Origin of the sequence: Mesorhizobium sp. B264B1B (genome assembly GCF_020165765.1) — a bacterium.
In the GTDB taxonomy this organism is placed as follows: domain Bacteria; phylum Pseudomonadota; class Alphaproteobacteria; order Rhizobiales; family Rhizobiaceae; genus Mesorhizobium.
Window position 1 is genome coordinate 114,654 of the sequence record NZ_JAIUIS010000004.1, and the last position, 24,681, is coordinate 139,334.

Here is a 24,681-nt window from a genome sequence, read left to right on the forward strand (position 1 = left end):
GCGCTCCATGTCCTTCAACTCGACTCGCGTCCAGACACCAATGGATGCCGTGGTCATCGGCGGCGGCATCGCCGGCTGCACGCTCGCCTATGAACTGGCCCGCCACGGTCTCAAGACGACGATCCTCGAGCAGAGCATGATCGCCGCCGAGTCCTCAGGACGAAACACCGGCACCTAGCTCAGCGGCCCGCAGAAAGAGGTCGTCGAACTGTGGACGCCAGCGTCGCGATCTATGCCGAGCTTGCCGACGGACCCGTTCCCTTCGAATTCGCCGCCATCGCACATCTGCTGATTTCCGAAGACGAGGCGAGTTTCGAGGCGGCTGCCGCCGTGGCCGACCGCTACAGGGAAGCCGGCGTGGCAATGGAAAAGATCACGGGCAAGGAACTGGCGCGCGACCACCCGCGTGTCGGCTTCAACGTGGCAGGCGCCTATTCCGTCGGCCGTGCATGGATGCTGGAACCCATGGGCGCGACACATGCCTTCGCCCACGCCGCCCGTGAGGCCGGCGCGACGATCCGTACTGGCCTGCGCGTCGCCCAGATCTTCTCCAGGGGCGGCAAGGTCCAGGGTATCTTGACCGACCAGGGGATCGTTCCCGCCGATCTCGTCTTCATCGCCAACGGATTGTGGATGTCGGACCTTCTGCGCCGCACCGTCGGCGACGGACCGCTGCCCGGCCTGCCCTTCACCGCCGGCCGCGGCTGGTTGATCCAGTTGGGAAAACTCGACTTCGAGCTGCCCTGGATCGTCGAGGAATTGACCTGGCCGGATCAGGAAGAGCTCGGCCGGCGCATGAGGCTCGACGGCCTTGCCGATGTCGCCGCGCAGCGCGACGACCAGCCGGCGGTGGAAGCCATCTGCCTCAACCCGATGGGCGGCGGCGATGCCAGGCTTGGCGCCTCCGTCCAGCCGGCCTTCCGCGATCTCGTCCGCAACACCGACATGGCGAGCCGCATCGCCAGCCGCACGCTGCGCATGCTGCCGGGCCTCGGCGCGCCGCAGGTCAGGAACGTCTATCCCGGCAACCGCCCGATGCTGTCCGATGGCTTGCCGGTCGCTGGCAGGACGGCCGTCGAGGGCCTGTTCGTGCATGGCGGCATGGGTTCCATCGGCATGCATGCCGCCCCCGCACCGCGCGCTGGCTGGTTGACGCCGTGTTTTCCGGCAATGGCAGCCCAGCCCAGACATGGCTGCGGCCGGACCGCTTTCCCGGATGGGAAGCGTCATGAGCCTGCTTGCGGAGCGGTCGGCCCGCTATTTTCCGCAATGGTGATCGTTGATCTTGTTCAGCGCATTCGCATCCGGCCCCACCCGGTGGTAGGAACAGGCGCCGGCGGCCGTCGTGACAAGCTGCCGGTCATAGTAGCGCGGGCCGCCGAACAGTATGTCGATAATATCGCCGTCAGCAGGAACATAGCGTTCGGGTTCGCCCTGGTGGTGGCGGTGCCTGGCCCCGGCGGACGCCGAAGAGACGATGCCGCAGCCCATCACAAGGGCGAGAGCGCAGATCGCGAAGCGTTTCGTCGTCATCGACAATACCTTCCTGGCCAACCGGATTTCATCTTATATCCAAAAATCGCCGGATAAAGAAAAGTTCCTGAGAACGGGCGCCGGTTGATTTGCAGCCGGCGTGCATGAGCGGCAGCCTGGGAACCGGCGGCGCAGGCCGGCTCGCCTGACAACCGACAAAAGCCTTAGTCGGTCTGGATCCATACCGACTTGGTCTCCAGATACTCGTGCAGATGTTCGATGCCGCCCTCGCGGCCGTAGCCCGACATTTTCATGCCGCCGAACGGCACGGCGGGGTCGATGGCGTGGTACATGTTGACCCAGACGGAACCCGCCTTGACCCGGCGAGCGAGCTTGTGCGCCGTGCCGAGATGGGTGGTGAAGATGCCGGCGGCCAGCCCATAGGGCGTCGTATTGGCGCGGGCGACGGCTTCGTCAAGCGTATCGAAGGGCATTGCCGAGATAACCGGCCCGAAGATCTCTTCGCGCGCTATGGTCATCGTGTCGGACACCGCGCCGAAGACGGTTGGGGCGATGAAATTGCCGCCGTCATAGAGACCGCCGGTCAGGCGCGATCCGCCGGCGACCAGTTCCGCGCCCTCCTCGCTGCCGGCCTTGATGTAGCCCTCCACCTTGCCGGCCTGCCTGGCATTGATAAGCGGCCCTATTTCGGTTTCGGCCTCGATGCCGTGGCCGATGCGCAGCCTGCCGGCGAAATCGGCGAGCCGGCGCACGAACTCGTCATGGATTTCGCGTGCCACGAACAGTCGCGAACCGGCGATGCAGACCTGGCCCGAATGCACGAAGACGGCCATCGCCGCGATCGGAACGGCCTTGTCGATATCGGCGTCGCGGCACACGATGAACGGCGACTTGCCGCCGAGCTCCAACGAAACGCGCTTGAGATTGGCCACACCCGCCCGGGCGATGACCTGGCCGGTGAGCGTCGAGCCGGTGAAGACGATCTTGTTGACGTCGGGATGTTCGGCCAGCCGCGCGCCGGCTTCGGCCCCGGTTCCGGTGACGATGTTGACGACCCCGTCGGGAACGCCCGCTTCCTGCATCAGCCGCGCGATCAAGAGCGGCGTCAGCGACGCATCTTCCGAGGGCTTCAGCACGATGGTGCAGCCGGTGGCGAGGGCCGGCGCGATCTTCCAGATCGAGGCGGCGGTCGGCGCGTTCCAGGGAATGATGGCGCCGACCACGCCCACCGGTTCGCGCCTTGTGAAGGTGACGATCTCGCCCGGGATCGAATTGTCGATTGATTCGCCATGCAGCACGGTCGCCATCCCGGCATAGAAGCGCAGCATGCCGATGACGCGGCGCCGGTTGGCGAGCGTGCGCGTGATCGGCAGGCCCATGTCGAGCGTGTCGGAGACGCAGAGCTCCTCCCAGTTCTTCTCGAAGAGATCGGCAATCCTGAGCAGTACGCACTGCCGCTCGTAAGGAGAAAATCCCGACCACGGGCCTTCGAAAGCGGTGCGCGCAGCCGCCACCGCCGCGTCGATGTCGGCGACGCCTCCGCGAGGTACCGTCGCCAACACCTGCCCTGTCGCCGGGTTCAGCGCCTGCATCTCCTGTCCGGACTGCGCCGCGACCCACTTGCCGCCGATGAACATCGGCCGGAATTCGCCATGGTAGAGCGTCGCGGCCTTCGCCCTCGGGTCGAAGTTCAGCGTCATCTTCTCCTCCTCGCCATTCCGCCGCGACTATTACTCCGGCGCCGGCACACCTCAAGCAGGAAGCCGACAAGTCGTCGGAACGATCGGACGCAGACCCCGTTTGCACGCTCCCGGATATCGTCCGCCTCAACCGCTGGAGGCGAAGCGGTAGCCCTCCAGCGCCTGCTGAACCGCGGCCACCAACACCGCCTCCGGATCGAGCGGCTGCCCGGCAAAGCGGTCGAGCGCGGGCAGATGCTGATGGAACAGCGTCACCGGCACGGCCTTGCCGGACAAAGCGGCCATCAATCGCTGGACAGCTTCCATCGCCTCCTGATGGTTCCAGTAGTAACGTATGCGGTCCGACAGCGAATAGTGCCGCTGCACGCGCTGTTGCGCCGCAGAGCCGTGGTAGTGGCTGTGCCAGTCCTTGGCATCGGCCGTCATCAGCGTTTCCATGGTCTGATAAAGCGGGCGCGCGCCGTAGTCGGGCAACAGATCGGAGGCGATCAGGTCCAGCCCATAGAGCGCTTCGCGCAGGACGAAGGTCAGCTGCGGCCCCACCTTGAGGATGGCAAAGCCGTCCTCGACCAGTTCGCGCAGGGCCGCTTGCGTCTGATAGTCGGTGGAATGGGCTTCGTAGACCAGGCCCGCTTCCTGGTCGAGCAATTCGCGCAGATGCAGCGCCTTGGCGCGATCGTAGAAGACCACGTTCTCGTTGCCGAACTCCACGCCCGGCTGCACCACCACGGCGATGACCCGCGAGAAGGCGTCTGCGAGGCCGTTCTCGTGGAATATCTGCCGATGCACCGCCAGTGTGTGCTGGACCGCGGACAGGCTTGTGGGGCTGATTTCGCCGATGAGATGATCCGCTCCGCCCGGCGGCGGAACCTCGGTGCCGATCACGTAGAGTGGCCGGTCGGTCCCGCTGGCGGCGTCCTCGGCCTTGCGCGCCAGGCGGGCGGCGCGCCTGGCAATCGTAGCGTCATCCAGCGCCGCCGGCTCGCCCGCACATCCCATGGAGGCATCGAGATGGATCTTGCGGAAACCGGCCCGGACATAGGCGGACACCATGTCCTCGGCCTTCGCCATCGCCGCGCCGGCATCTTCCTTTCGCCATGGATTGGGACCGAGATGATCCCCGCCGAAGATGACCCGCTCGGGGGCAAGGCCTTCGGAGCCTGCAATAGCGGTCACCGCCGCGACGAAGTCAGCGGGCTGCATGCCGGTATAGCCGCCGAACTGGTTGACCTGGTTGCAGGTCGCCTCGATCAGCAGCGGCCGCGAGAACAGCGCGGCGTCGCGCACTGCGGCCCGGATCACGACCGGATGGGACGAGCAGACGGAGGTGATGCCTTCCGCCGCGCCCCGCCGCCGGGAATTTGCAAGTTTCAGCAATGGATCGGTCACGGGCGTCGCCTCGGCGTGTTGGCAATGAACAGATCGAGTTCGGCGCGCGTACCGGCTCCTTCCATCGGGCCTTGCCGCGTGACGTTGCGCGCGCCTGCCGCATTCGCGTAATCGAGCGCGGTCACGGCAGGCATGCCGAGCCTGCGGCAGGCGATGTAGGCACCGCCAAAACAGTCGCCCGCGCCGGTCGGATCGATCTCCTCGACCAGGAAGCCGGGCGACTCGACGCGGCTGCCGTCGGCGCCGAACAGGGACGCGCCCAACGCGCCGCGCTTGACGACGACCTCGCCGGCGCCGCGGGCAAACAGCGAGGCGAGCGCGTCGGCTTCATTGTCGTTGCCCGAAGCGGTGTGGAGTTCCTCCCCCGACGGCAGGATCAGATCCGCAATGTCGAGAAGCCGCGCGAAGCGCTCGCGCGTCTGGCCATGGCCGAGCAGTTCCTTGCGAAGATTGGGATCGAGCGAGATGCTTCCGCCACGCGCCTTGACCACATCGATGGCATGGTCGAGCACCTGCCAAATGGCGGGAATGCTGAGTGCGGTGCCCATGACGTGCAGGTGGCCTGAACGCGCCAGCAGCGCCCTGGCCTCAGGGGTCAAGCCGACCAGCGCCGCGGCCGATTTGCCGATATTGTAGACGAAGTCGCGCGAACCGTCCTCGCGGTAGCGCACGAAGGCGCTGCCCGTCGGATAGTCGGGGCTGACGGCGATGGCCGTGACATCCGCACCGTCCCGGCGCAGGCGCTCGACATTGATCCTGCCGAAATCATCGTCGCCGACGCAGGCGATGATGCCGGCCCGCCCGCCAAGCCTGGCGCATTGGTCGATGAAGATCGCCGGCGCCCCGCTCGGATAAGGTCCGGTCAGCTCGATGGGCTCGAGAAAGCCATTGCCACGGCTTGTGGCCATGATCTCCACCAGGATCTCGCCGACGGTGACGGTCGGCCCGAGTCCATCGGGCGCCAGTGTCTTCAATGGGGATTTGCTTGGCATGGCGAAGGCCCGGTGTGAAAGGCAAGGGAAATCCGGATTCCAAAAAATGGATAGAGCGGTTCCGCGATTCTATCAAACGTTGGACGGCCCTGGCTCCGGCCTTCCAAACGCTCCGGGCGTCGGCGTCGTCACGATGACGGCGTCGCCGGCCTGAAGCACCGTCTGGTCGCAGGCTTTCAGCACCTCGACCTTGCCATCCTTGCGGCGCACCTTGGTCGAGCCGGCCTCGCCATCGCCACCGCCGTCAAGCCCTTGCGGCGGCCGGTTGCGATGCGAGGACAGGATGGCGCATTCCATCTTCTCCAGGAAACGGATGGTGCGCTTCGTGCCGTCGCCGGCATTCCACCTGCCCTTGCCGCCGGAGCCTTCGCGGATGTGGAAATCCTCCAGCATCACCGGAAACCGCAGCTCCAGTATTTCCGGATCGGTAAGGCGCGAATTGGTCATATGGGTGTGAACGCCCGACGTGCCGGCAAAGCCGCGGCCGGAATTCATCTCGCCGGCGGGCGAACCGGAACAGATCGTCTCGTAATACTGGTACTTGCTGTTGCCGAAGGTCAAATTGTTCATGGTGCCTTGCGCATTGGCCATGGCGCCCATGGCGCCGAACAGCGCGTTGGTGACGTGCTGCGAGGTCTCGACGTTGCCCGCGACGACGGCGGCGGGATAGGCGGGTTTCAGCATCGAGCCGTCCGGGATGATGATGTTGATCGGCCTCAGGCAACCGGCATTCATCGGGATCATGTCCTCGACCATGACGCGGAAGGCATAGAGCACCGCGGCCCGGGCGACAGGCTCTGGCGCGTTGAAATTGTTCTTCATCACCGGCGACGTGCCGGTGAAATTGACCGTCGCCTCGCGCTTTTGCCGGTCGACCGATATCTTCACCTTGATCACCTGGCCGGTGTCGGTGGGATATTCATAGGCCGATGTATCCGGCAGCCGCTCGATCACGCGCCGCACGCTCTCGGCCGCATTGTCCTGCACATGGCCCATATAGGCCTCCACGACATCGAGCCCGAAATGCGCCACCATCTTGCGCAGCTCCGCCACGCCCTTTTCGTTGGCAGCGAGTTGCGCCTTGAGATCGGCGATATTCTGGTGCGGATTGCGGGCCGGATAGCGGTGATCGGTGAGCAGCGTCTGCAGCTCATTCTCGCGGAACTTTCCGCGATCGACGATACGGAAATTGTCGAACAGCACGCCTTCCTCGTCGACCGTGGTGGCAAGTGGCGTCATCGAGCCCGGCGCGGTGCCGCCGATGTCTGCGTGGTGGCCGCGCGAGGCCACCCAGAAGAGGATCTTGGGCGATTGGCTAATCTCCCCTCTTGTGGGGGAAATCGGCCGCTCTTCCTCGAAAACCGGCGTTACCACCGTGATATCGGGCAGATGCGTGCCGCCATTATAGGGGGCATTGAGGGCAAAGACGTCGCCGGGATGAATGTCGCCGGAATTCAGCCGGATGATGGTCTCGACCGAGCGGTCCATCGAGCCCAGATGCACCGGCATATGCGGCGCGTTGGCGACCAGCGCGCCGTTCCGGTCGAAAACGGCGCAGGAGAAATCCAGCCTTTCCTTGATGTTGACGGAATAGGCGGTGTTCTGCAGCGTCACGCCCATCTGCTCGGCGATCGACATGAACAAATTGTTGAACACTTCCAGCATCACCGGATCGGCCTCGGTGCCAAGTGCCGCCTGCCGGCCTTTCTTGCTGGTGCGCCGCATCAGCACGTGGTTCCTGGCCGTGATCTCGGCCTGCCAGCCCGGCTCGACGACGATCGTCTGGTTGGGCTCGATGATCAGTGCGGGGCCAGCGACCCGATCGGACGGCCGCAACGCCTCGCGCCGACAGACGTCGGCTTCGTGCCATTTTCCTTCCGTATAGATCCGCCGGACCTCCTCGGCTCTGGCTTTTGATGGCTGCCCCGCCTGCGCATAGGCTTCGGTATTCTGCTCGCCGCCCGCCTCCGTCCCCTCGACGCTCACAGCTTCGACGATCATCGGCTTGTCCTCATAGACGAAACCGAATTGCGCCTTGTGGGCAGCCTCGAAATCGGCCCTCGCCCGCAACATCGAGCCATGGTCGAAATGCACCGGAAGTGCGGTGTCGGTGCCGTCATAGCGGATCTGCAGCGCCGGTCTGGCGGCCACCGCGTCCTCGGCGATGCCTTGCGCGGCGAGTTCCGCGACGACGGCGGTTTGCAAGGCCGCGATCAGGCCTTCGATCGCCGGCCTGGATTCTTCCGCGAGCGGTGCAAGCAAGGCCTGCTGGCGTGAGGCAAAGACCGAAGACAGGCCGATGCCGTAGGCCGACAGCAAGCCGGAAAACGGATGGATCAGCACCGCCTCCATGCCGAGTGCGTCGGCGACCAGGCAGGCGTGCTGGCCGCCTGCGCCGCCAAAACAGTTCAGAAGATATTCGGTGACGTCGTAGCCGCGCTGCACCGAGATCTTCTTGATGGCGTTGGCCATGTTTTCCACCGCGATTGTGACGAACCCTTCGGCCACCGCTTCGGCCGAGCGGCCGTCGCCGATTTTAGCGGCGAGCGCGGTGAATTTCTGGCGCACGATCTCCGCGTCGAGCGGCTCGTTCTGGTCGGGGCCGAAGATGGCAGGGAAAAAATCCGGCAGCAGCTTGCCGAGCATGACGTTGGCGTCGGTGACGGCGAGCGGGCCGCCGCGCCTGTAGGCGGCGGGGCCTGGATTGGCGCCGGCGGAGTCCGGGCCGGTGCGAAAGCGGCCTGCTTCGTAGTGCAGGACCGAGCCGCCGCCGGCCGCGACGGTGTGGATGCGCATCATCGGCGCGCGCACGCGCACGCCTGCGACCTCGGTATCGAAGGCGCGCTCATATTCGCCGTCATAATGGGCGACATCGGTGGAGGTGCCGCCCATGTCGAAACCGATCACCTTTTCGAAGCCGGCGAGCCTGGCCGTCTCGACCATGCCGACGACCCCGCCGGCCGGGCCAGACAGCAGCGCATCCTTGCCCTGGAACAGGTCCGCGGCGGTCAGCCCGCCAGAAGACATCATGAACATCAGGCGGGGATTTTCCCTTCCCCTCGAGGGGAGAGTGGCGGCGAAGCTGCCGGGTCGGGTCGGGTCGACGGGGTTCGACGTCTTGGTGGTGCCTTCTGCGGCGATCCCCTCTGCCGGCTTCGCCGACATCTCCCCCTCGAGGGGGGAGAGAACACCGAGTTCCTGGCCTACCCTTTGCACATATCTCGACAGGATCGGAGACAGATAGGCGTCGACCACGGTGGTGTCCCCGCGGCCGACCAGCTTGATCAGCGGCGACACCTCGTGGCTGACCGAAACCTGGCCGAAACCGAGCTTGCGGCAGACCTTTGCGACGGCCTTTTCGTGATCGGGATATTTCCAGGCGTGCATGAAGACAATGGCGACCGCATCAATGCCGTCCGCCTTTGCCTGTTCGATCGCCGGGCGACAGGCAGCGATGTCGAGCAGCCGTTCGACGCAGCCGTCGGCAAGCACGCGCTCGTTGACCTCGATGACGCGCTCGTAGAGCTGTTCGGGGAGGACGATCTCCTTGGCGAAGATGTCGGGCCGCGCCTGATAGGCGATCCTCAGCGCATCGCGAAATCCCTTGGTGATGAGCAAAAGCACGCGGTCGCCCTTGCGCTCCAGCAGCGCATTGGTGGCGACCGTTGTGCCCATCTTTACGTCGCCTATCAGCCCGGCGGGTATAGGCTCGCCGGGGCGCAGGCCGAGAAGGTCGCGAATGCCCTGGATGGCCGCGTCGGCATAGGCCTCGGGATTTTCGGACAGAAGCTTGCGCGGATGCAGGCCGCCCTCGGGATCACGGCCGATGACATCGGTGAACGTGCCGCCGCGGTCGATCCAGAAATCCCATTTTTGTTGCATTCCGACACCCTCTTTATCGCGAGTATGGCAGCAAAGTCATACTCTTTGATACCCGAGTTCGCGCCGGAACAAGTCGTCGCGCCGGCGCCTCTTCGATGACGGTGGCTTTGGATGTCTGAGGCGATGGCAAGGCACGTGCCGCCGCGACGCGCCGGCCGGAGCCGTGAGCGCGGCCGGGCTGGCTCGCCGGCCGCTATCTGGATCCAGGGTGGAAGAATGCGAGATAGGTCCAATCCTGCCCGCCGTGCAGGCCGACCCTTCCGTTAGTCGACCAATGCGGCAACCACCGAGACGCAGTCCCCGGCCTTGACCAGGCCGGGGAAATGCCGCGCCGCCAACATGCCCGACATTTTTGCCCGGATCTCCTGGGGGGCGATGCCGGTTCGGCCGGTGGAATGGATGCGCGCCAGCACCGCGCCCTTCTCGACAGGCTCGCCGAGATCGACCATCGTCTCGACCATGCCGTCTTCCTCCGCGAAGGCAAAGCAATCGCCGGACGGCATGTCGAGCCATTGGGTTGGCGTCTTTTCGACCGCACCGGCAACGATGCCGGCATGCCTCAGCACGTTGAGCATGCCGCGCCGGGCGATCCGCACCGTCTCGGCTCTCGACGTGCCTCCACCGCCGAGCTCGGTGGTGACGAACACCTTGCCCATGTCCTCGGCGGCGGTATCGTACATGCCGACGGCATCGATTTCGATCATGCGCATCGAGAACGGCGCCGCGAAGGCTTCGACCGCCGCGAAGGCCCTCTGCTCCAGGGCCTTGTTCGGCAGCGTATGGGCGGCGCAGAACGGCACGAAGTCCAGCGTCTTGCCGCCGGAATGGAAGTCGAACACGATATCCGCGCGGGGAAGCAGCTCCCGCTGGAAATAATCGGCGATCTTTTCCGTCACCGTACCGTCTGGCCGGCCTGGAAAGCTGCGGTTCATGTTGCCCTTGTCGATCGGCGAGGTGCGCGTGCCGGCGCGGAAGGCCGGATAGTTCATCGCCGGCACGATGATAACCGTGCCGCTGACTTGGGCGGGATCGAGCGTGCGCGCCAGATCATAGAGCGCCAGCGGCCCTTCATATTCGTCGCCATGATTGCCGCCGGTCAGCAGGGCCGTCGGCCCCTTGCCGTTGCGCAGGACGCAGATCGGGATCATCACCGAGCCCCACGCCGAATCGTCGCGGCTGTAGGGCAGGCGCAGGAAACCGTGCTGTGCGCCGTCGCGATCGAAATCGACCGAGGGCGAGACCGGCGACGGACGAAGGTCGGACATCGGTTTCAATTCTTCACCACCAGCTTGCGCGGCACATTGGCCAGGCACTCGACGCCCGTCTCGGTGATCAGGATGGATTCGGTGATTTCCAGCCCCATCGTCTCCAGCCACAGGCCGGTCATGAAATGGAAGGTCATGCCGGGCTTCAGCTCGGTGCGATCTCCGGGGCGCAGGCTCATCGTGCGTTCGCCCCAGTCCGGCGGATAGGAAAGGCCGATCGGGTAGCCGGTGCGGTTGTCCTTGACGATGCCATATTTCTTCAACACCGCGAAGAAGGCGTTGGCGATGTCTTCGCACGTGTTGCCGGGCTTGGCTGCCGCGAGCCCCGCGTCCATGCCTTCGAGCGTCGCCTTCTCCGCATCGAGGAATTCCTGTGTTGGCTTGCCGAGGAACACTGTTCGCGACAGCGGGCAATGATACCTGTTGTAGCACCCGGCGATTTCGAAGAACGTGCCCTCGCCCGACTTCATCGGCTTGTCGTCCCAGGTCAGGTGCGGCGCCGAGGCGTCGGCGCCCGACGGCAGCAGCGGCACGATCGCTGGATAGTCGCCGCCGATGCCGTCGACGCCACGCGTGCCGGCATCATAGATCTCGGCGACGAGATCGCATTTGCGCATGCCGACCTCTATCTTGTCGACGATGCGCTGGTGCATCGCCTCGACGATGCGGGCGGCCTTGCGCATATAGTCGATCTCGGTCGGGCTCTTCACAGCGCGCTGCCAGTTGACCAGCGCGGTGGCGTCGACGAAACGGGCATTGGGCAGGTGCTTCTGCAAAGAGGCGAAGGCGGCGGCCGAGAACCAGTAATTGTCCATCTCGACGCCGACGGTCAGCTTGCCCCAGCCGCGATCGGCAAGCACGCTCGACAGGAAATCCATCGGATGGCGCTCGGTCGACTGCACATAGTGATCGGCATAGCCGACGATGTTGTCATGCGCGAGATAGGCGGTGCGCTTGGCGCCGTTGGCGTCCTGACCGCGGCCATACCAGACCGGCTCGCCCGACGGCGGCACGATGACGGCCTGATGCACGTAGAAGGACCAGCCGTCATAGCCGGTGAGCCAGGCCATGTTGGAGGGGTCGCTGACAATAAGCAGATCGACGCCTTTCGCCGCCATGGCTTTCCGCGTTTTGGCGAGGCGATCCGCATACTCGCTTCGCGAGAATTTCAAATTCGGTTGCATTTTGTTGGTCCTCGTTTGTTGGGCCCTGGAACCCGCTTCAACTTCCGTGAATCTGGCTCCAGGTAATTTTTTGTTTGAGCATGATCTCCTCGGAAAACCGGTTCCCACTTTTCCGGATCATGCTCTTGCGGCCAGCATCAACTTTCAAAAATGGTTCCGGCTTTCGCGACCCGGGCCCGGTCACGGGCTAGCGTGGCGATCGCGGTGTCCTGCACGCCGGTGCCGGTCAGGTCGGCGATGGTGATGTCGTCCGCCGCACGCCGGCCATGCCGTTCGCCGGCGATGATCTGACCGAGTTCGGCCACCTCCGTGTCCGCCGCCATCACGCCGGCGGAGATGGCATGGTGCAATTCACCGAGCCGGCGCGTCTGCCTTGCGCTGTCGGCGACATAGAGATCGGCCATGCGCAGGATTGCCGGTGCGATCTCGTTCTTGTGCTCGGCGTCCGAGCCCATGGCGGTGATGTGCTGGCCGGCCGAGACGAAGCCGGCCTTGATCAATGGTTCTGTCGAGGGCGTGGTGGTGACGATGATGTCGGCGCCGGCGACCGCCTTGGCCGCATCCGGTTCTGCGCGCACCACGATGCCCAGTTTTTCGCTCAAGGCGCCGGCCGCGGCTTGCGCCTTGGCCGCGTCGCGCGCCCAGATGCGGGCTTCTTCGATCGGCCGCACCAGGCGCAGCGCCTCAAGCTGCAATCCGGCCTGCACGCCGGCGCCGAAGATGGCGGCAATGGATGAGTCCGGCCGCGACAGGTGTTTTGCGGCGACCGCCCCGGCGGCTGCGGTGCGGACGTCGGTGAGATAGCCATTGTCGAGCAGCAACGCCTCGACCAGACCGGTTTTTGCCGACAGCAGCACCATCATGCCGTTGACGCTGGGCAGGCCGAGCTTGGGATTGTCGAAGAAGCCGGGGCTGATCTTGATGGCGAAGCCATCGATGCCAGGCACATAGGCGGTCTTCACGTCGACCTCGCCGCGATGCTCGGGGATGTCGAGCCGCAGGATCGGCGGCATCGCCACCGGCAGGGTAGCGAGCGCCCGGAAGGCGTTTTCGACGCAAGCGACGGCGTCGAGATCGAGAGCTACGATCTCGCGTAGTTCTTTCTCGGTAAGGATGGTCATCCGGTTCATCAGGCGCGCTCCGCAACTACTTCGCCGCAAACGATCTTTCTGTGCAGGCTCATATCGATATTACGACCGGAAAGCAGAACGACCACCGGTCCGTTTGGCTTCACCTTGCCGGCAAGCAGCGCAGCGATACCGACCGCGCCGGCGCCCTCGACGATCTCGCGCTCCTGTTCATAGGCATGGCGGATGCCGGCGGCGATCTCGTCTTCGGAAAGCAGCACGACGTCGTCGAGCAGGTCTCGGCACATGGAAAAGGTCAGCCGGTTGTCGAGGCCAATGCCGCCGCCGAGCGAATCCGCCAGCGTCGGCAGCTCCTCCACCTGCACCGGGCGCCCCGCATCGAGGCTGGCTTTCATCGCCGCGCCGCGCGCCATCGAGATGCCGACGACCTTTGTGCTCGGCCTGACGCCCTTGACCGCTGCGGCAATCCCGGAGGCCAACCCGCCGCCGGAGAGCTGCACCAGCACCAGAGCGGCGTCAGGAACCTGCTCCATGATCTCCAGCCCGAGCGTGCCCTGCCCGGCGATGATGTCGGGATGGTCGAAGGGTGGCAGCATCACGAGACCCTCTTGCGCCACCAGCCGCTCGACCTCCTGCTGCGCGTCGTCCTGGCTGTCGCCGACAATGCGGATTTCCGCGCCGAGGCAGCGGATGGCATCGAGCTTGTTCCGAGGCACCAGCCGCGACATGCAGACAACCGCGCGCATGCCTTCGAGCCTGGCGGCATGGGCGAGTGCGCGGCCGTGATTGCCGGTCGAAGCCGCGACAACACCGCGTGCCCGCTGCTCGGCATTGAGCGAAGCAATGGCGTTCGAGGCGCCACGCAGCTTAAAGCTGCCCGTGATCTGGCGGTGCTCCAGCTTGAGGTGAACGGGAAGGCCGAGCCGCTCCGACAGGCTCTCGGATGGCACGACCGGTGTCGGCTCGACCTTGCTGGTGATGCGTTGGCGCGCGGCGCGGATGTCTGAAAGGGCGACGGCGTGCGTCATGGGTCGCTCGTGCATGCAGGACATGACCTTACTGTCCAAGCGGCAAGGTCGTCAGCCGCCCGAACTCCGGACGCGGCACATCATCGCCACACAGTCGCAGGCAATTCCACGCGCTCGCCTGGTTGCTGGTGACGACCGGGCGGCCGATAGCCTGTTCCATCGCGGCAACCGCCAGCGCCGAGCGCAGCGCCGTGCAGGACACGAACAACGCCTCGGCCTGCGGGTCAGTCGCCTCGCACGCCAGATCGACGAGGGCTGCCGGCGCAATGCGCGCCATCTCGCGGTCATCCTCGAAGCCGAGACAGGTGAAGCTGGCGATCTCGAAGCCGCGTTCGGCGAAATAGGCCGCCATCGGCCGGCTCGTCTCGACGGTGTAGGGGGTGAGAATACTGATCCTCTTCGCGCCCAGAGCCCTCAGTCCGCGCACGCCCGCCATCGGCGGCGTGACCACGGGCACGCCAGGCTTGGCCGCCTGGATCGCCGCCTCGATCTCGGCATCGCCGATCACCACGGAGGCCGACGTGCAGGAGTAGCAGATGGCATCGAGCGGTTCGTCCGGCAGGATCAGCGCCGCGCCAGCCGTCAGTTCGGGCTGCATCTTGCGCAGATTCTGAGGTGTGGTCGGATTCTTATAGGGGATGCGGGCGACATAGATGCCGATCCTCTCACTCGCCACCATGCGACGGAAGTCCGGCTCGCTGGTGTGGTCGGTGGCCAGGATGATCAGGCCGACGCGCTTTTCCAACGGGCGCACCTCGAGTGCGGGCCTTGTCGGCATCAGCCTGATTTCGGGAAGCGGCTTCATGGGAACTACCTTTCGATCTTGCCGTAGCGATGTTCCAGCCAGCGCAGCAGCATAACCGAGAAAAGGCTGATGATCAGGAAGAAGGCGCCGACCAGCGTCATCGGCTCGACATAGCGGTAATAGGTGTTGGCGACGCTCTTGGCCTGGTTCATCAGCTCCAGCACGGTGATCGCCGACAGCAGCGGCGTCTCCTTGAACATGGCGATGAAATAATTGGCCAGCGCCGGGATCATCGGCGGGATTGCCTGCGGTATGACGATGTGGGTCCAGGTCTGGCGAGCGCTGAGATTGCAGGCTTTGGCCGCCTCCCACTGGCCGCGCGGCACGTTCTCGATGCCGGCGCGATAGACCTCCGCCGTATAGGTGCCGTAGTGCAGCCCAAGACCGATGACGCCGGCCACCAGCGGCGGCAGCAGGATGCCGAAATCGGGCAGCACGTAGAAAATGAAGTAGAGCTGCACCAGCAGCGGCGTGCCGCGGATGAATTCGGCCGCCCAGCCGACCGTGCGCGACATCATCTTGTTCGGCGAGCGGCGGGCCAGTGCGATGCCCAGCCCGACGATTGCCGCCAGCACCGAGCCGAGCACCGTCGCCAGGATGGTGATCTTCACCCCCTCGATCAGCGTCGGCAGGATCTGCCGGACGAAATCCCAGTCCCAATCCATTACAGGGCCCAATCCATCAGACGCGCACTCCGTCGAGGCCGCGCGCCATGCGCCGCTCCAGCGACCGCACGCCCCAGGAGATGACGAGCGCGAGCGCGAAATAGATCACCAGGATGGTGGTGAACGGCATCAGCGTGCTGCCGGTCTGCGAGCGCACCACCTGCGCCTGGAAGGTGAGATCGGCGAGCGAAATCAGCGAGACGACGGATGTCGCCTTGAGCAGTTCGATGGCGTTGTTGCCGAAGGTCGGCAGCATCACAAGAAGCGCCTGCGGCAGGATGACATGGCGCATGCCCTGCCAGCGGCCGAGATTGAGAGCCGTGCAGGCCTCGTACTGCTCGGCGCCGACCGACTGGATGGCACCGCGTACCACTTCCGCCGCATAGGCGCCGACATTGAGGCCCAGCGCCAGCACGCCGGCTTGCAGCGGAGTGAGTTCGACGCCCGCCAGGGGCAACACGAAATAGGCCCAGAACAGCTGTACGAAAATCGATGTGCCGCGGAAGAACTCGATATAAGCGGTGGCGAGCGCCCGCAACGCGAAGAAGCGCGACAGCCGCCCCATGCCGGCCAGGAAGGCCATCACGAGGGCCAGCACCGACCCCATCAGCGTCAGCTCGATGGTGACAAGCGCTCCCTGCAATATCAGGCCGAGATAGCCGGACCATTGGGTCATGTATCAGAGGCTTCCAACGTTTGGTTTTAGCAACTTCTCCTCTCTCACGGGGAGAAGTTGCCGGTTCACCCTCCTTAGCTGCAGCGCAGCTGCCGCGAAGGACGGGCAGGCGGATGAGGCGCGGCTCCAAGCTCGCAAAAACGCGCGCTGCCCCTCATCCGGCCCTTCAGCCACCTTCTCTCCGTGGACGGGGAGAAGGGAAAAGCGCTTATTTCGCCGCGCAGAGCTTGTCGCGCGTCGTCGACATCGCCGCCGCCGCCGAGAAGCCGTAGGGCTCGATGATCTTGGCGAACTCGCCCGACTTCTTCATCTTGGCGAGCTCGACGTCGAAGGCGTCGCGCAGCGCCTCGTCACCCTTCTTGAAAGCGGCGCCGTCGCAATAGACGGGCGCGCCCTGCACGGGTGCTATGACTTCGAGGCTCGGGTCATTGGCCTTCTTCATCAGATCGTTGATCGACAGGACGGGGAGCGAATAGGCGTCGATGCGGCCGTCCTGCACCATCTTCAGCCCGCTCTGGCCGTCGGGCACGACGATGACGCGGTCACGCGGCACGCCGGCGTTGAGCGCGAGCTTCTCCTCAGTGCCGCCGCCGGGCGCGCCGATGGTAGCGGAGGTGTCCTTGGCGACATCCTCATAGCTCTTGAAGCCCTTCGGATTGCCCTTCTTCACCAGCATCGCCTCGGCGTCGCACAGCACCGGCTCGGAATAGGCAACCGCCGCACAACGCTCCGGCTTCATGAACAGGCCGGCGGTGACGACGTCGAAGCGGCCGGCCTGCAGGCCGGGGATCATGGCACCATATTCCGAGATCGAGGCGGCGACGTCGGCGACGCCCAGCCGCTTGAAGATTTCCCGCGCCACGTCGGGCGCGGCGCCCGAAACCTTGCCGTCGGCGGCGACCGCCGTGTAGGGCGGCTCGTTGGCGATGGCGAGGCGGGCGAAGCCTTGCGCCTTCAGCTGCTCGAGCTTGCTGTCGTCGGCCGATCCGATGTTCGAGGCCGCGAGCACCGCGGTCAGCGCAAGACCGGCGACGCCGGCCAGAATGCCAAGTTTTTTCATTGTTCCCAACTCCATGTTTGTGTTCTTGGTTGCAGTCATTTCAGGACGGCAATGCCGCCCTTGCGGACGGTGTCGCCGCCTCTGGCATGGCGGTCAGACGCGATGTCCGGCCGCGATGATCTTCTTCAGGAAACCTTGCGTGCGCTCCTGTTTGGGATGGCGGAAAATCTCATCGGGTTTGCCCTCCTCGACGATGCGGCCGCGGTCGAAGAACAGCACCCGGTCGGCGAAGTCGTGGGCAAAGCCCATTTCATGGGTGACGAGCAGCATCGTCATGTCGGTTTCGGCCGCGAGCTTGCGCATCACGTTGAGCACCTCCTCGACCAGTTCGGGATCGAGCGCCGAGGTGACCTCGTCGAACAGCATGATCCGGGGCGACAGTGCCAGCGCGCGGGCAATCGCGACGCGCTGCTTCTGGCCGCCCGAAAGCTGTGCCGGCATGGCCTTGGCCTTGTCGGCCATGCCGACCATGTCGAGCAATTCCATCGCCCGCTTCTCGGCGGCAGCGCGCGGCGTGCCCTTGGTCAGCATCGGCGCCAGCGTGACATTGTCGATGACGCATTTGTGCGGGAACAGATTGAACAGCTGGAAGACCATGCCGATCTTCTGGCGCATCCTGGCCAGATGCCGCTCGTCGGCAGCCAGCAGCTGGCCGTTTCGCTCCATGTGATAAAGATGCTCGCCGTCGATCTGGATGTGGCCGCCATCGATGCGCTCCAGCGTCATCAGGATGCGCAGGATCGTCGTCTTGCCCGAGCCGGACGGGCCAATGAGCGCCAGCTTCTCGCCGGGCATGACCTGCATGGACAGGCCGTCCAGCACCTTGAAAGTGCCGAAGCTTTTCGAAATGCCATCGACCTTGATGATAGGCGCGGATGCGGACAAACGAATTTCCCGTGCTGGAGAAGCCTATGCCCTTAACGATGCGGAACCCGCCAAATCATGTCAATTGGGAAAATAATATCATGACAATTATTCTGATCCCGCACAATTCTTGGACATTCAGTGCCTAGCAATGTGCCGAGATCGAAATCAAGTCGAACCGAAAATGACAGCACCGGGGACGCCTTTGGCGGTCGGCATCGTCTGGATAGCGGCACATCTCGCTAGATTGCGAGCAGCAGATGCTCGGGGTCGCCTAGCAGCAGCTTGGTGACAACGCCGAGGCCGGCGCGCAGTTCCCCCTCGGTGGTCGAGCCCAGCGAGATGCGCACCGCCGGTTGCCAGGGCGCTTGCGAGATGCGGAAGGAGGCGCCGGGCGCGATCGCCACGCCTTGCAGGCGCGCCTGGGCGACGAAGCTCTCCTCGGCACGGTCGGCGGGCAGCTGCAACCAGACATGCAGTCCGTCGCGCCGGGTGCGATAGTCGACGCCGGCCAGCACCTCGGCGACGATGTCCTGGCGTCGCCGCAATGCTGTGCGCTGCCAGCGCACCAGTTCCATCGCGGTGCCGTCGGTCACCCATTTGGTGGCGATCTCCGCCACCAGCGGCGTCGCCATCCAGTTGGAAACCAGATGCCGGTTGGCGACCGCGGCGACATAGCGGTCGGGGGCGGCGAGATAGCCGATGCGCAGGCCCGGCACCACGATCTTGGTGAAGGACGTGACGTAGAGCGTGCGTTCAGGCGCGAAGGCGGCGACCGGCGGCGGCCGGTCCTCGACCAGCGGCCCCAACACATCGTTCTCGATGATGGCTATGTCGTGCCTGCGCGCAACCGCCGCAATCTGCTCGCGCCGCGCCGCATCCATCAGCGTCGCCGTCGGGTTGATCACCGAAGGCTGCACGAACACGGCGCGGATGTCGGAGATCCGGCAGGCCTCGTCCAGCGCTTCCGGGATAAGGCCATTGCCGTCTATCGGCAGGCCTTCGAGGTTGAAGCCGAGATAGCGGGCGAGCGGCACCAGCGTATGGTGGCCGATCGCCTCGGTGGCGACGGTCGAGCCGGGCGGCGCCACGCTCATCAGCGCCACCGTCATGCCGGCGGTAGCGCCATTGGTCAGGCTGATATTCTGCGGCGAGGCATCGAGACCGCACAGCTTCAGCCACTCGACCGCCACGGCGCGGTGACGGGGAAACACCATGTTGGGCCGGAACGACAGCGCCGAACTCGACGGCAGGTTGTCGGCCAGCCAGCCCAGCGCCTGCTTCAGCCGCTCCAGATGCATCGGCTCGCAGACCGGCTTCAGGATCGAGAGATCGATCACTTCGCCCAGCCGCTCCGGCAGATAGGGCGGCTCAGGCTCGCGCCGCTGCGTCTGGACGAAGCTGCCGCGGCCGATCTCGCCCGAGATCAGGCCGCGGCGAATCAGTTCCTCATAGGCGCGACTGACCGTCTGCACCGATAGTTTCAACTCGTCGGCCAGCCGGCGATGCGTCGGCAGCCGCGCGCCGTTGGCGAGCCGCCCATCATGAATGGCGCGTGCGAACTGGTCGGCCAGCGACTGGTAGGCGGGCCGCCGGATGAGCGCGGGATCAGGTTGCCATAATGTCATGACTTATTAGAGATCGAAATCAGTGCAATTGACAATCGAAATAATGCGCCGTCATGGTACGGCGGGACCAAAAAGTGGATACAGATGGCCGCCGCGAAACTCGACCCGATCGACCTCAGAATCCTCGACGCGATCCAGCGTGACGGGCGCATCACCAAGCTGGCGCTGGCCGACAAGGTCGGCCTGTCACCGACGCCGTGCTGGATGCGGCTGCGCAAGCTGGAAAAGGCCGGCATCGTCTCCGGCTATCATGCCTCGATTGCCATGCGCGTCGTCGCACCCGTCGCCACCGTGCTGATGGAGGTGACGCTGGCCAGCCATCGCCAGGCCGATTTCGACCGCTTCGAGCGTGTCATCCGCGACATACCTGAGATTGTAGCCTGCTGGTCGGTGGGCGGCGGCGTCGACTACGTTCTGAAGGTGATGGCGCGCGATATCGATACCTATCAGCGGCTGGTCGATGCCTTGCTCGAACGCGAAATCGGCATCGATCGCTACTTCACCTACATCGTCATCAAGACGGTGAAGGACGAGACCGTGCTACCGCTTGCCGATCTGTTGCCGGTGCAGTCCTGAGATCGAAACCAGCGTTCATCTGGCACCGTACGCTCGGAGAACGCGCGAAAGCACCCGCCCCACCCCTGCGGCTAGACAGATCGTCCTGCTCTCCGGCCGAATAGAGAGAATCTCTCTATATAGCTGCACCTAAACAGCCTCATCCTTCGCGCCGACGCCCCTAGTCTTGCGGCGTCACCCCAATCGGGAGCAATCGATGATGTCCGCGCACTTTGCCCGTTCGCACCGCCATGAGGCGCTCGACCGCCTCGCCGACCGCCGGCTGCTGCGCGAGCTTGCCTATGTCGACGGGCACTGGACGGCAAGCGAGGCGGCGGAGAGCTTCGAGGTCACCGATCCCGCGACCGGCGCCACGGTGGCCTTCGTCGCCGCGCTCGATGGCCGCCAGACGGCAAGTGCGATCGACGCGGCGGCGCGCGCTTTCCCTGCCTGGCGGGCTCTGTTGCCGCAGGAGCGCTCGAAAATCCTGCGCAAATGGTTCGACCTCATCATCGCCGCGAAGGATGACCTCGCTCTGCTGATGACGCTGGAACAGGGCAAGCCCTTGAAGGAATCGCTCGGCGAGATCGATTATGCCGCCTCCTTCGTCGAATGGTATGCCGAGGAAGCAAAGCGCCTCAACGCCGAAAGCGTAACCAGCCATCTGGCGAACGCGGAAATGACGGTGCGGCGCGAGCCGCTCGGCGTCGTCGGCGTCGTGACGCCGTGGAACTTCCCGTCCGCCATGCTGACCCGCAAGGCGGCTGCGGCCCTTGCCGCCGGTTGCACCATCGTCGCCCACCCTTCTTCGGAAACGCCGCTCTCGGCGCTGGCGCTGGCCGAACTCGGCGAGCGCGCCGGCCTGCCCGCCGGCGTCTTCAATGTCGTCACAGGCAAGGCGTCGATCATTGTCGGGCGAATGTGCGAGGACCCGCGCGTGCGCGCCATGAGCTTCACCGGTTCGACCGAGATCGGCAGGCTGATCGCGGCCCAGAGCGCGCCGACGATGAAGCGGCTGGTTATGGAACTTGGCGGCCACGCGCCGCTGATCGTCTTTGCCGACGCCGATCTCGACAAGGCCGTGCACATCGCCGTCGACGCCAAATTCGCCACGTCCGGCCAGGACTGCCTCGCGGCCAACCGCATCTATGTCCAGCGGCCGATCTATGATCGTTTCTGTGCCGCCTTCGCCAAGCGCATCGAGGCGCTGCGGACCGGCAATGGCCTTGCCGACGAAAGCGACATCGGCCCGCTGATGCATGAGCGCGCCGTCACGAAGGTCGAGGAGCAGGTCACCGACGCGCTCGCCCATGGCGCCCGCTGCCTCGTTGGCGGCATAAGGCACCAGGCCGGCCCGTTGTTTTACCAGCCGACGCTGCTGGCTGACGTATCTGACGAGGCACTGATCATGCGCGAAGAAACGTTTGGTCCGGTCGCAGCCGTGACGCCGTTCGACAGCGAGGACGAGGTGACCGCGCGCGCCAACGCCACTGAATATGGTCTGGTCGCCTATGTCGTCACCGAGAACGGCGCCCGCCAGCAGCGCCTGGGCAGGGCGCTGGACTACGGCATGGTCGCCATCAACCGCGTCAAGATCACCGGTGCGCCGATCCCGTTCGGCGGCGTCAAGCAGTCCGGCATTGGCCGCGAGGGTTCGCGTCAGGGGCTCGAAGCTTTCACCGATCTCAAATATCTTTGCCTGGACGTCGCTTAAGCCGCGTCCACGTTCCTCAAGGAGTCAAAAGAATGCTCGACCAGTCCAACGAACTCGCCGCCTGGGATCGTGATCACTTCTTCCATCCCTCGACGCATATGGGCACCCACGCGCGCGGTGAATCGCCGACGCGCATCATGGCCGGCGGTGAAGGCGTCACCGTCTGGGACAGCAACGGCAGAAAAAGTATCGATGCCTTCGCCGGCCTCTACTGCGTCAATGTCGGCTATGGCCGCCAGAAGATCGCTGACGCCATCGCCGCCCAGGCCACGAACCTCGCCTATTACCACGCCTATGTCGGCCACGGCACCGAGGCCTCGATCACGCTGTCGAAGATGATCATCGACCGTGCGCCGAAGGGCATGTCGAGGGTCTATTTCGGCCTCTCCGGTTCGGATGCCAACGAAACCAACATCAAGCTGATCTGGTACTACAACAACGTGCTTGGCCGCCCGGAGAAGAAGAAGATCATCTCGCGCTGGCGCGGCTATCACGGCTCCGGCATCATGACGGGGTCGCTGACCGGGCTCGATCTCTTCCACAATGCCTTCGACCTGCCGCGCGCGCCGATCCTGCACACCGAGGCGCCCTACTATTTCCGCCGCGCCGACCGTTCGATGAGCGAGGAGCAATTTTCGCAGCATTGCGCCGACAAGCTCGAGGAGATGATCCTGGCCGAGGGCCCCGAGACCGTCGCCGCCTTTATCGGCGAGCCGATCCTCGGCACTGGCGGCATCGTGCCGCCGCCCGCCGGCTACTGGGAGAAAATCCAGGCGGTGCTGAAGAAGTACGACGTGCTCCTGGTCGCCGACGAAGTGGTGACGGGCTTCGGCCGGCTGGGCACCATGTTCGGCTCCGACCATTACGGCATCAAGCCGGACCTGATCACCATCGCCAAGGGCCTGACCTCCGCCTACGCGCCGCTGTCGGGCGTCATCGTCGCCGACAAGATGTGGCAGGTTCTGGTGCAGGGCTCCGACAAGCTCGGCTCGCTGGGGCACGGCTGGACCTATTCGGCGCATCCGATCTGCGTCGCCGCGGGTGTGGCCAACCTCGAACTGATCGATGAGATGGATCTGGTGAGGAATGCCGGCGAGACCGGCGCCTATTTCCGCGCCGAATTGACCAAGGCCGTCGGCGGCCACAAAAACGTCGGCGAGGTGCGCGGCGACGGCATGCTGGCGGCGGTCGAGTTCGTCGCCGACAAGGACGACCGTGTGCTCTTCGATCCGGCGCAGAAGATCGGACCGCAGATCGCCACGACCCTCGCCGCAAGCGGGGTCATCGGCCGCGCCATGCCGCAGGGCGACATTTTGGGCTTCGCCCCGCCGCTTTGCCTGACGCGCGAGGAGGCTGACACCGTGGTGGCCAAGACCGCCGATGCCGTGAAGAGCGTGTTCGCCAATCTCTAATTGCCGAGATCGGCGCTGCCCCTCATCCGCCTGCCGGCACCTTCTCGTCGTTCACGGAGAGAGGGTAAAGGTGAGGGGCAGCGCCACCTACAAGTATTCGGAAGTGAACGCGATGACCTCTCATCCCACCCTCCCCGCCACCATGGCGGCCGTGCAGCTTACCGGCCACGGCGGCCCGGAAAAGCTCGTCTACCGCACCGACGTGAAAGTGCCTGTGCCCGCCGCCGGCGAAGTGCTGGTCAAGGTCAGCGCCTGCGGCATGAACAACACCGACGTCTGGGTTCGCCAGGGCGCCTATGGCACGGAGGAGGACGCAGGGGCCGTGTCGACATGGCGGCGCCAGGGCAACACCCTGACCTTTCCGCGTATCCAGGGCACCGACACGGTCGGCACCGTCGCTGCCGTTGGCGCAGGGGTCTCGCCGGAACGCATCGGCGAACGAGTGATGGTCGATTTCTCGATCTACAATCGCGACGACGATTCGCTCGCCGACATTGACTATATGGGTCACGGCCGCGACGGCGGTTACGCCGAATACCAGGCTGTACCGGCCGAGAACGCCCATGTCGTCGACACTGACTTGAGCGATGTCGAACTCGCCACCTTCTGCTGCGCCTATCTCACCGGCGAGCAGATGCTGGAACGTGCAGGGCTCAAGGCCGGCGAACGCGTGCTGGTCACCGGCGCCTCGGGCGGCGTCGGCTCCGGCATCGTGCAATTGGCGCGGGCGCGCGGAGCCATTCCCTATGCCGTCGTCGGCAAGGGCAAGGAGCAGGCAGTGCTCGACATCGGCGCCGAAGCCGTGATCACCCGTGGCGTGGCCGACCTGCCGCAAGCCGTGATCAAGGCGACCGGCGGCCAGCCCATCGACGTCGTGGCCGACCTTGTCGGCGGCGCGATCTTCAACGATCTGTTGCGCATCCTGAGGCCCGAGGGCCGCTACACCACCGCAGGCGCGATCGCCGGCCCGGTCGTCCAGCTCGATCTCAGGACCATGTATCTCAAGCAGCTTCAGCTCCACGGCTCGAGCCAGGGCACACGCGCGGATTTCCGCCGTATCGTGCGCTATATCGAGGAAGACAAGATCCGGCCGCTGGTCGGCGGCGTCTACAGACTTTCCGATTTCCACCGCGCCCAAGCCGATTTCATCGCCAAGGATTTCGTCGGCAAGCTGGTGGTGGTGCCTGATGCCGTGGCTGAACGGCGGCACCCTAAATAAGAGGACGGAGCAGCAGCGCTTCTCGGCGCCGGGATGACAAGCTGCGTCACCGTGCCAAAGG

The 24,681-nt window shown here is 64.9% G+C and carries 20 protein-coding genes and 1 pseudogene; 6 read left to right on the forward strand and 15 right to left on the reverse strand.

The window, feature by feature from the left end; translation table 11 throughout:
- The first annotated feature begins 7 nt into the window (after positions 1–7).
- Both LB547_RS32315 and LB547_RS09815 read left to right on the forward strand, forming a co-directional pair.
- A complete protein-coding gene (locus LB547_RS32315; protein WP_263483106.1) occupies positions 8–178 on the forward strand; it encodes an FAD-dependent oxidoreductase in 171 nt (56 codons plus the stop codon).
- 32 nt (positions 179–210) lie between these two features.
- Positions 211–1,074, forward strand: a pseudogene (locus tag LB547_RS09815) (NAD(P)/FAD-dependent oxidoreductase); the annotation flags it as partial.
- A gap of 183 nt (positions 1,075–1,257) precedes the next feature.
- Here the strand turns inward: LB547_RS09815 and LB547_RS09820 are convergent.
- The 15 genes from LB547_RS09820 to LB547_RS09890 all read right to left on the reverse strand — a co-directional run bounded on the left by LB547_RS09820 (position 1,258) and on the right by LB547_RS09890 (position 19,720).
- The gene (locus LB547_RS09820; protein WP_140517323.1) at positions 1,258–1,533 is read right to left on the reverse strand and encodes a hypothetical protein; all 276 of its coding nucleotides are present in this window, start codon (positions 1,531–1,533) and stop codon (positions 1,258–1,260) included.
- 164 nt (positions 1,534–1,697) lie between these two features.
- Positions 1,698–3,194 (reverse strand): aldehyde dehydrogenase family protein, encoded by a 1,497-nt coding sequence (locus tag LB547_RS09825; protein WP_140759582.1) that lies wholly within the window; start codon positions 3,192–3,194, stop codon positions 1,698–1,700.
- Positions 3,195–3,320: 126 nt separating this feature from the next.
- Positions 3,321–4,583 (reverse strand): D-tagatose-bisphosphate aldolase, class II, non-catalytic subunit, encoded by a 1,263-nt coding sequence (locus LB547_RS09830; protein ID WP_140686139.1) that lies wholly within the window; start codon positions 4,581–4,583, stop codon positions 3,321–3,323.
- Positions 4,580–5,575, reverse strand: a complete 996-nt coding sequence (locus LB547_RS09835; protein WP_140499255.1) for a sugar kinase — start codon at positions 5,573–5,575, stop codon at positions 4,580–4,582. Before LB547_RS09835 ends, LB547_RS09830 begins: the two co-directional genes overlap by 4 nt.
- 72 nt (positions 5,576–5,647) lie before the next feature.
- Positions 5,648–9,457 (reverse strand): hydantoinase B/oxoprolinase family protein, encoded by a 3,810-nt coding sequence (locus LB547_RS09840; RefSeq protein ID WP_140759579.1) that lies wholly within the window; start codon positions 9,455–9,457, stop codon positions 5,648–5,650.
- Positions 9,458–9,720: 263 nt separating this feature from the next.
- Complete coding sequence (doeB, locus tag LB547_RS09845; RefSeq protein WP_140499259.1) at positions 9,721–10,722, reverse strand: N(2)-acetyl-L-2,4-diaminobutanoate deacetylase DoeB; 1,002 nt, start codon at positions 10,720–10,722, stop codon at positions 9,721–9,723.
- Positions 10,723–10,727: 5 nt separating this feature from the next.
- Positions 10,728–11,906 (reverse strand): ectoine hydrolase DoeA, encoded by a 1,179-nt coding sequence (doeA, locus tag LB547_RS09850; protein WP_140499261.1) that lies wholly within the window; start codon positions 11,904–11,906, stop codon positions 10,728–10,730.
- 137 nt (positions 11,907–12,043) lie between these two features.
- Entirely contained in the window at positions 12,044–13,036 is a 993-nt protein-coding gene (gene eutC / locus LB547_RS09855; RefSeq protein ID WP_140521360.1) for an ectoine utilization protein EutC, read from the reverse strand.
- Positions 13,036–14,022: a hydroxyectoine utilization dehydratase EutB gene (gene eutB, locus LB547_RS09860; RefSeq protein ID WP_140521359.1), complete on the reverse strand. Its 987-nt coding sequence runs from the start codon at positions 14,020–14,022 to the stop codon at positions 13,036–13,038. Before eutB ends, eutC begins: the two co-directional genes overlap by 1 nt.
- A gap of 28 nt (positions 14,023–14,050) precedes the next feature.
- Complete coding sequence (gene eutA / locus LB547_RS09865) at positions 14,051–14,827, reverse strand: ectoine utilization protein EutA (protein WP_140521358.1); 777 nt, start codon at positions 14,825–14,827, stop codon at positions 14,051–14,053.
- A 5-nt stretch (positions 14,828–14,832) separates the two neighbouring features.
- Complete coding sequence (ehuD, locus tag LB547_RS09870; RefSeq protein WP_140521357.1) at positions 14,833–15,492, reverse strand: ectoine/hydroxyectoine ABC transporter permease subunit EhuD; 660 nt, start codon at positions 15,490–15,492, stop codon at positions 14,833–14,835.
- Positions 15,493–15,508: 16 nt separating this feature from the next.
- Positions 15,509–16,168 (reverse strand): ectoine/hydroxyectoine ABC transporter permease subunit EhuC, encoded by a 660-nt coding sequence (ehuC, locus tag LB547_RS09875; protein ID WP_140499272.1) that lies wholly within the window; start codon positions 16,166–16,168, stop codon positions 15,509–15,511.
- 208 nt (positions 16,169–16,376) lie between these two features.
- Positions 16,377–17,228 carry an ectoine/hydroxyectoine ABC transporter substrate-binding protein EhuB gene (gene ehuB / locus LB547_RS09880; RefSeq protein WP_140499273.1) on the reverse strand — a complete coding sequence of 284 codons (852 nt, stop codon included), beginning with the start codon at positions 17,226–17,228 and terminating at the stop codon, positions 16,377–16,379.
- 93 nt (positions 17,229–17,321) lie between these two features.
- Positions 17,322–18,113 carry an ectoine/hydroxyectoine ABC transporter ATP-binding protein EhuA gene (gene ehuA, locus LB547_RS09885; RefSeq protein WP_140499274.1) on the reverse strand — a complete coding sequence of 264 codons (792 nt, stop codon included), beginning with the start codon at positions 18,111–18,113 and terminating at the stop codon, positions 17,322–17,324.
- 221 nt (positions 18,114–18,334) lie between these two features.
- Entirely contained in the window at positions 18,335–19,720 is a 1,386-nt protein-coding gene (locus tag LB547_RS09890; protein WP_140499275.1) for a PLP-dependent aminotransferase family protein, read from the reverse strand.
- An 84-nt stretch (positions 19,721–19,804) separates the two neighbouring features.
- Here LB547_RS09890 and LB547_RS09895 point away from each other — a divergent pair, with 84 nt between their 5' ends.
- The 4 genes from LB547_RS09895 to LB547_RS09910 all read left to right on the forward strand — a co-directional run bounded on the left by LB547_RS09895 (position 19,805) and on the right by LB547_RS09910 (position 24,620).
- On the forward strand, positions 19,805–20,296 hold the full coding sequence (locus LB547_RS09895) for an Lrp/AsnC family transcriptional regulator (protein ID WP_140517347.1): 492 nt from the start codon (positions 19,805–19,807) through the stop codon (positions 20,294–20,296).
- A gap of 199 nt (positions 20,297–20,495) precedes the next feature.
- Positions 20,496–21,989, forward strand: a complete 1,494-nt coding sequence (locus LB547_RS09900) for an NAD-dependent succinate-semialdehyde dehydrogenase (protein WP_140759890.1) — start codon at positions 20,496–20,498, stop codon at positions 21,987–21,989.
- 32 nt (positions 21,990–22,021) lie between these two features.
- Positions 22,022–23,401: an aspartate aminotransferase family protein gene (locus LB547_RS09905; protein ID WP_140759576.1), complete on the forward strand. Its 1,380-nt coding sequence runs from the start codon at positions 22,022–22,024 to the stop codon at positions 23,399–23,401.
- Between the two features lie 112 nt (positions 23,402–23,513).
- On the forward strand, positions 23,514–24,620 hold the full coding sequence (locus LB547_RS09910) for an alcohol dehydrogenase family protein (RefSeq protein ID WP_224655844.1): 1,107 nt from the start codon (positions 23,514–23,516) through the stop codon (positions 24,618–24,620).
- Positions 24,621–24,681: the final 61 nt, after the last annotated feature.

Excerpts from the sequence above, each read along its gene's own strand:
- LB547_RS32315 (WP_263483106.1), top strand. The coding sequence starts at position 8 with ATGTCCTTCAACTCGACTCGCGTCCAGACACCAATGGATGCCGTGGTC.
- LB547_RS09820 (WP_140517323.1), bottom strand. The coding sequence starts at position 1,533 with ATGACGACGAAACGCTTCGCGATCTGCGCTCTCGCCCTTGTGATGGGC.
- LB547_RS09825 (WP_140759582.1), bottom strand. The coding sequence starts at position 3,194 with ATGACGCTGAACTTCGACCCGAGGGCGAAGGCCGCGACGCTCTACCAT.
- LB547_RS09835 (WP_140499255.1), bottom strand. The coding sequence starts at position 5,575 with ATGCCAAGCAAATCCCCATTGAAGACACTGGCGCCCGATGGACTCGGG.
- LB547_RS09840 (WP_140759579.1), bottom strand. The coding sequence starts at position 9,457 with ATGCAACAAAAATGGGATTTCTGGATCGACCGCGGCGGCACGTTCACC.
- doeB (WP_140499259.1), bottom strand. The coding sequence starts at position 10,722 with ATGTCCGACCTTCGTCCGTCGCCGGTCTCGCCCTCGGTCGATTTCGAT.
- doeA (WP_140499261.1), bottom strand. The coding sequence starts at position 11,906 with ATGCAACCGAATTTGAAATTCTCGCGAAGCGAGTATGCGGATCGCCTC.
- eutC (WP_140521360.1), bottom strand. The coding sequence starts at position 13,036 with ATGAACCGGATGACCATCCTTACCGAGAAAGAACTACGCGAGATCGTA.
- eutB (WP_140521359.1), bottom strand. The coding sequence starts at position 14,022 with ATGACGCACGCCGTCGCCCTTTCAGACATCCGCGCCGCGCGCCAACGC.
- eutA (WP_140521358.1), bottom strand. The coding sequence starts at position 14,827 with ATGAAGCCGCTTCCCGAAATCAGGCTGATGCCGACAAGGCCCGCACTC.
- ehuD (WP_140521357.1), bottom strand. The coding sequence starts at position 15,492 with ATGGATTGGGACTGGGATTTCGTCCGGCAGATCCTGCCGACGCTGATC.
- ehuC (WP_140499272.1), bottom strand. The coding sequence starts at position 16,168 with ATGACCCAATGGTCCGGCTATCTCGGCCTGATATTGCAGGGAGCGCTT.
- ehuB (WP_140499273.1), bottom strand. The coding sequence starts at position 17,228 with ATGAAAAAACTTGGCATTCTGGCCGGCGTCGCCGGTCTTGCGCTGACC.
- LB547_RS09890 (WP_140499275.1), bottom strand. The coding sequence starts at position 19,720 with ATGACATTATGGCAACCTGATCCCGCGCTCATCCGGCGGCCCGCCTAC.
- LB547_RS09895 (WP_140517347.1), top strand. The coding sequence starts at position 19,805 with ATGGCCGCCGCGAAACTCGACCCGATCGACCTCAGAATCCTCGACGCG.
- LB547_RS09900 (WP_140759890.1), top strand. The coding sequence starts at position 20,496 with ATGTCCGCGCACTTTGCCCGTTCGCACCGCCATGAGGCGCTCGACCGC.
- LB547_RS09905 (WP_140759576.1), top strand. The coding sequence starts at position 22,022 with ATGCTCGACCAGTCCAACGAACTCGCCGCCTGGGATCGTGATCACTTC.
- LB547_RS09910 (WP_224655844.1), top strand. The coding sequence starts at position 23,514 with ATGACCTCTCATCCCACCCTCCCCGCCACCATGGCGGCCGTGCAGCTT.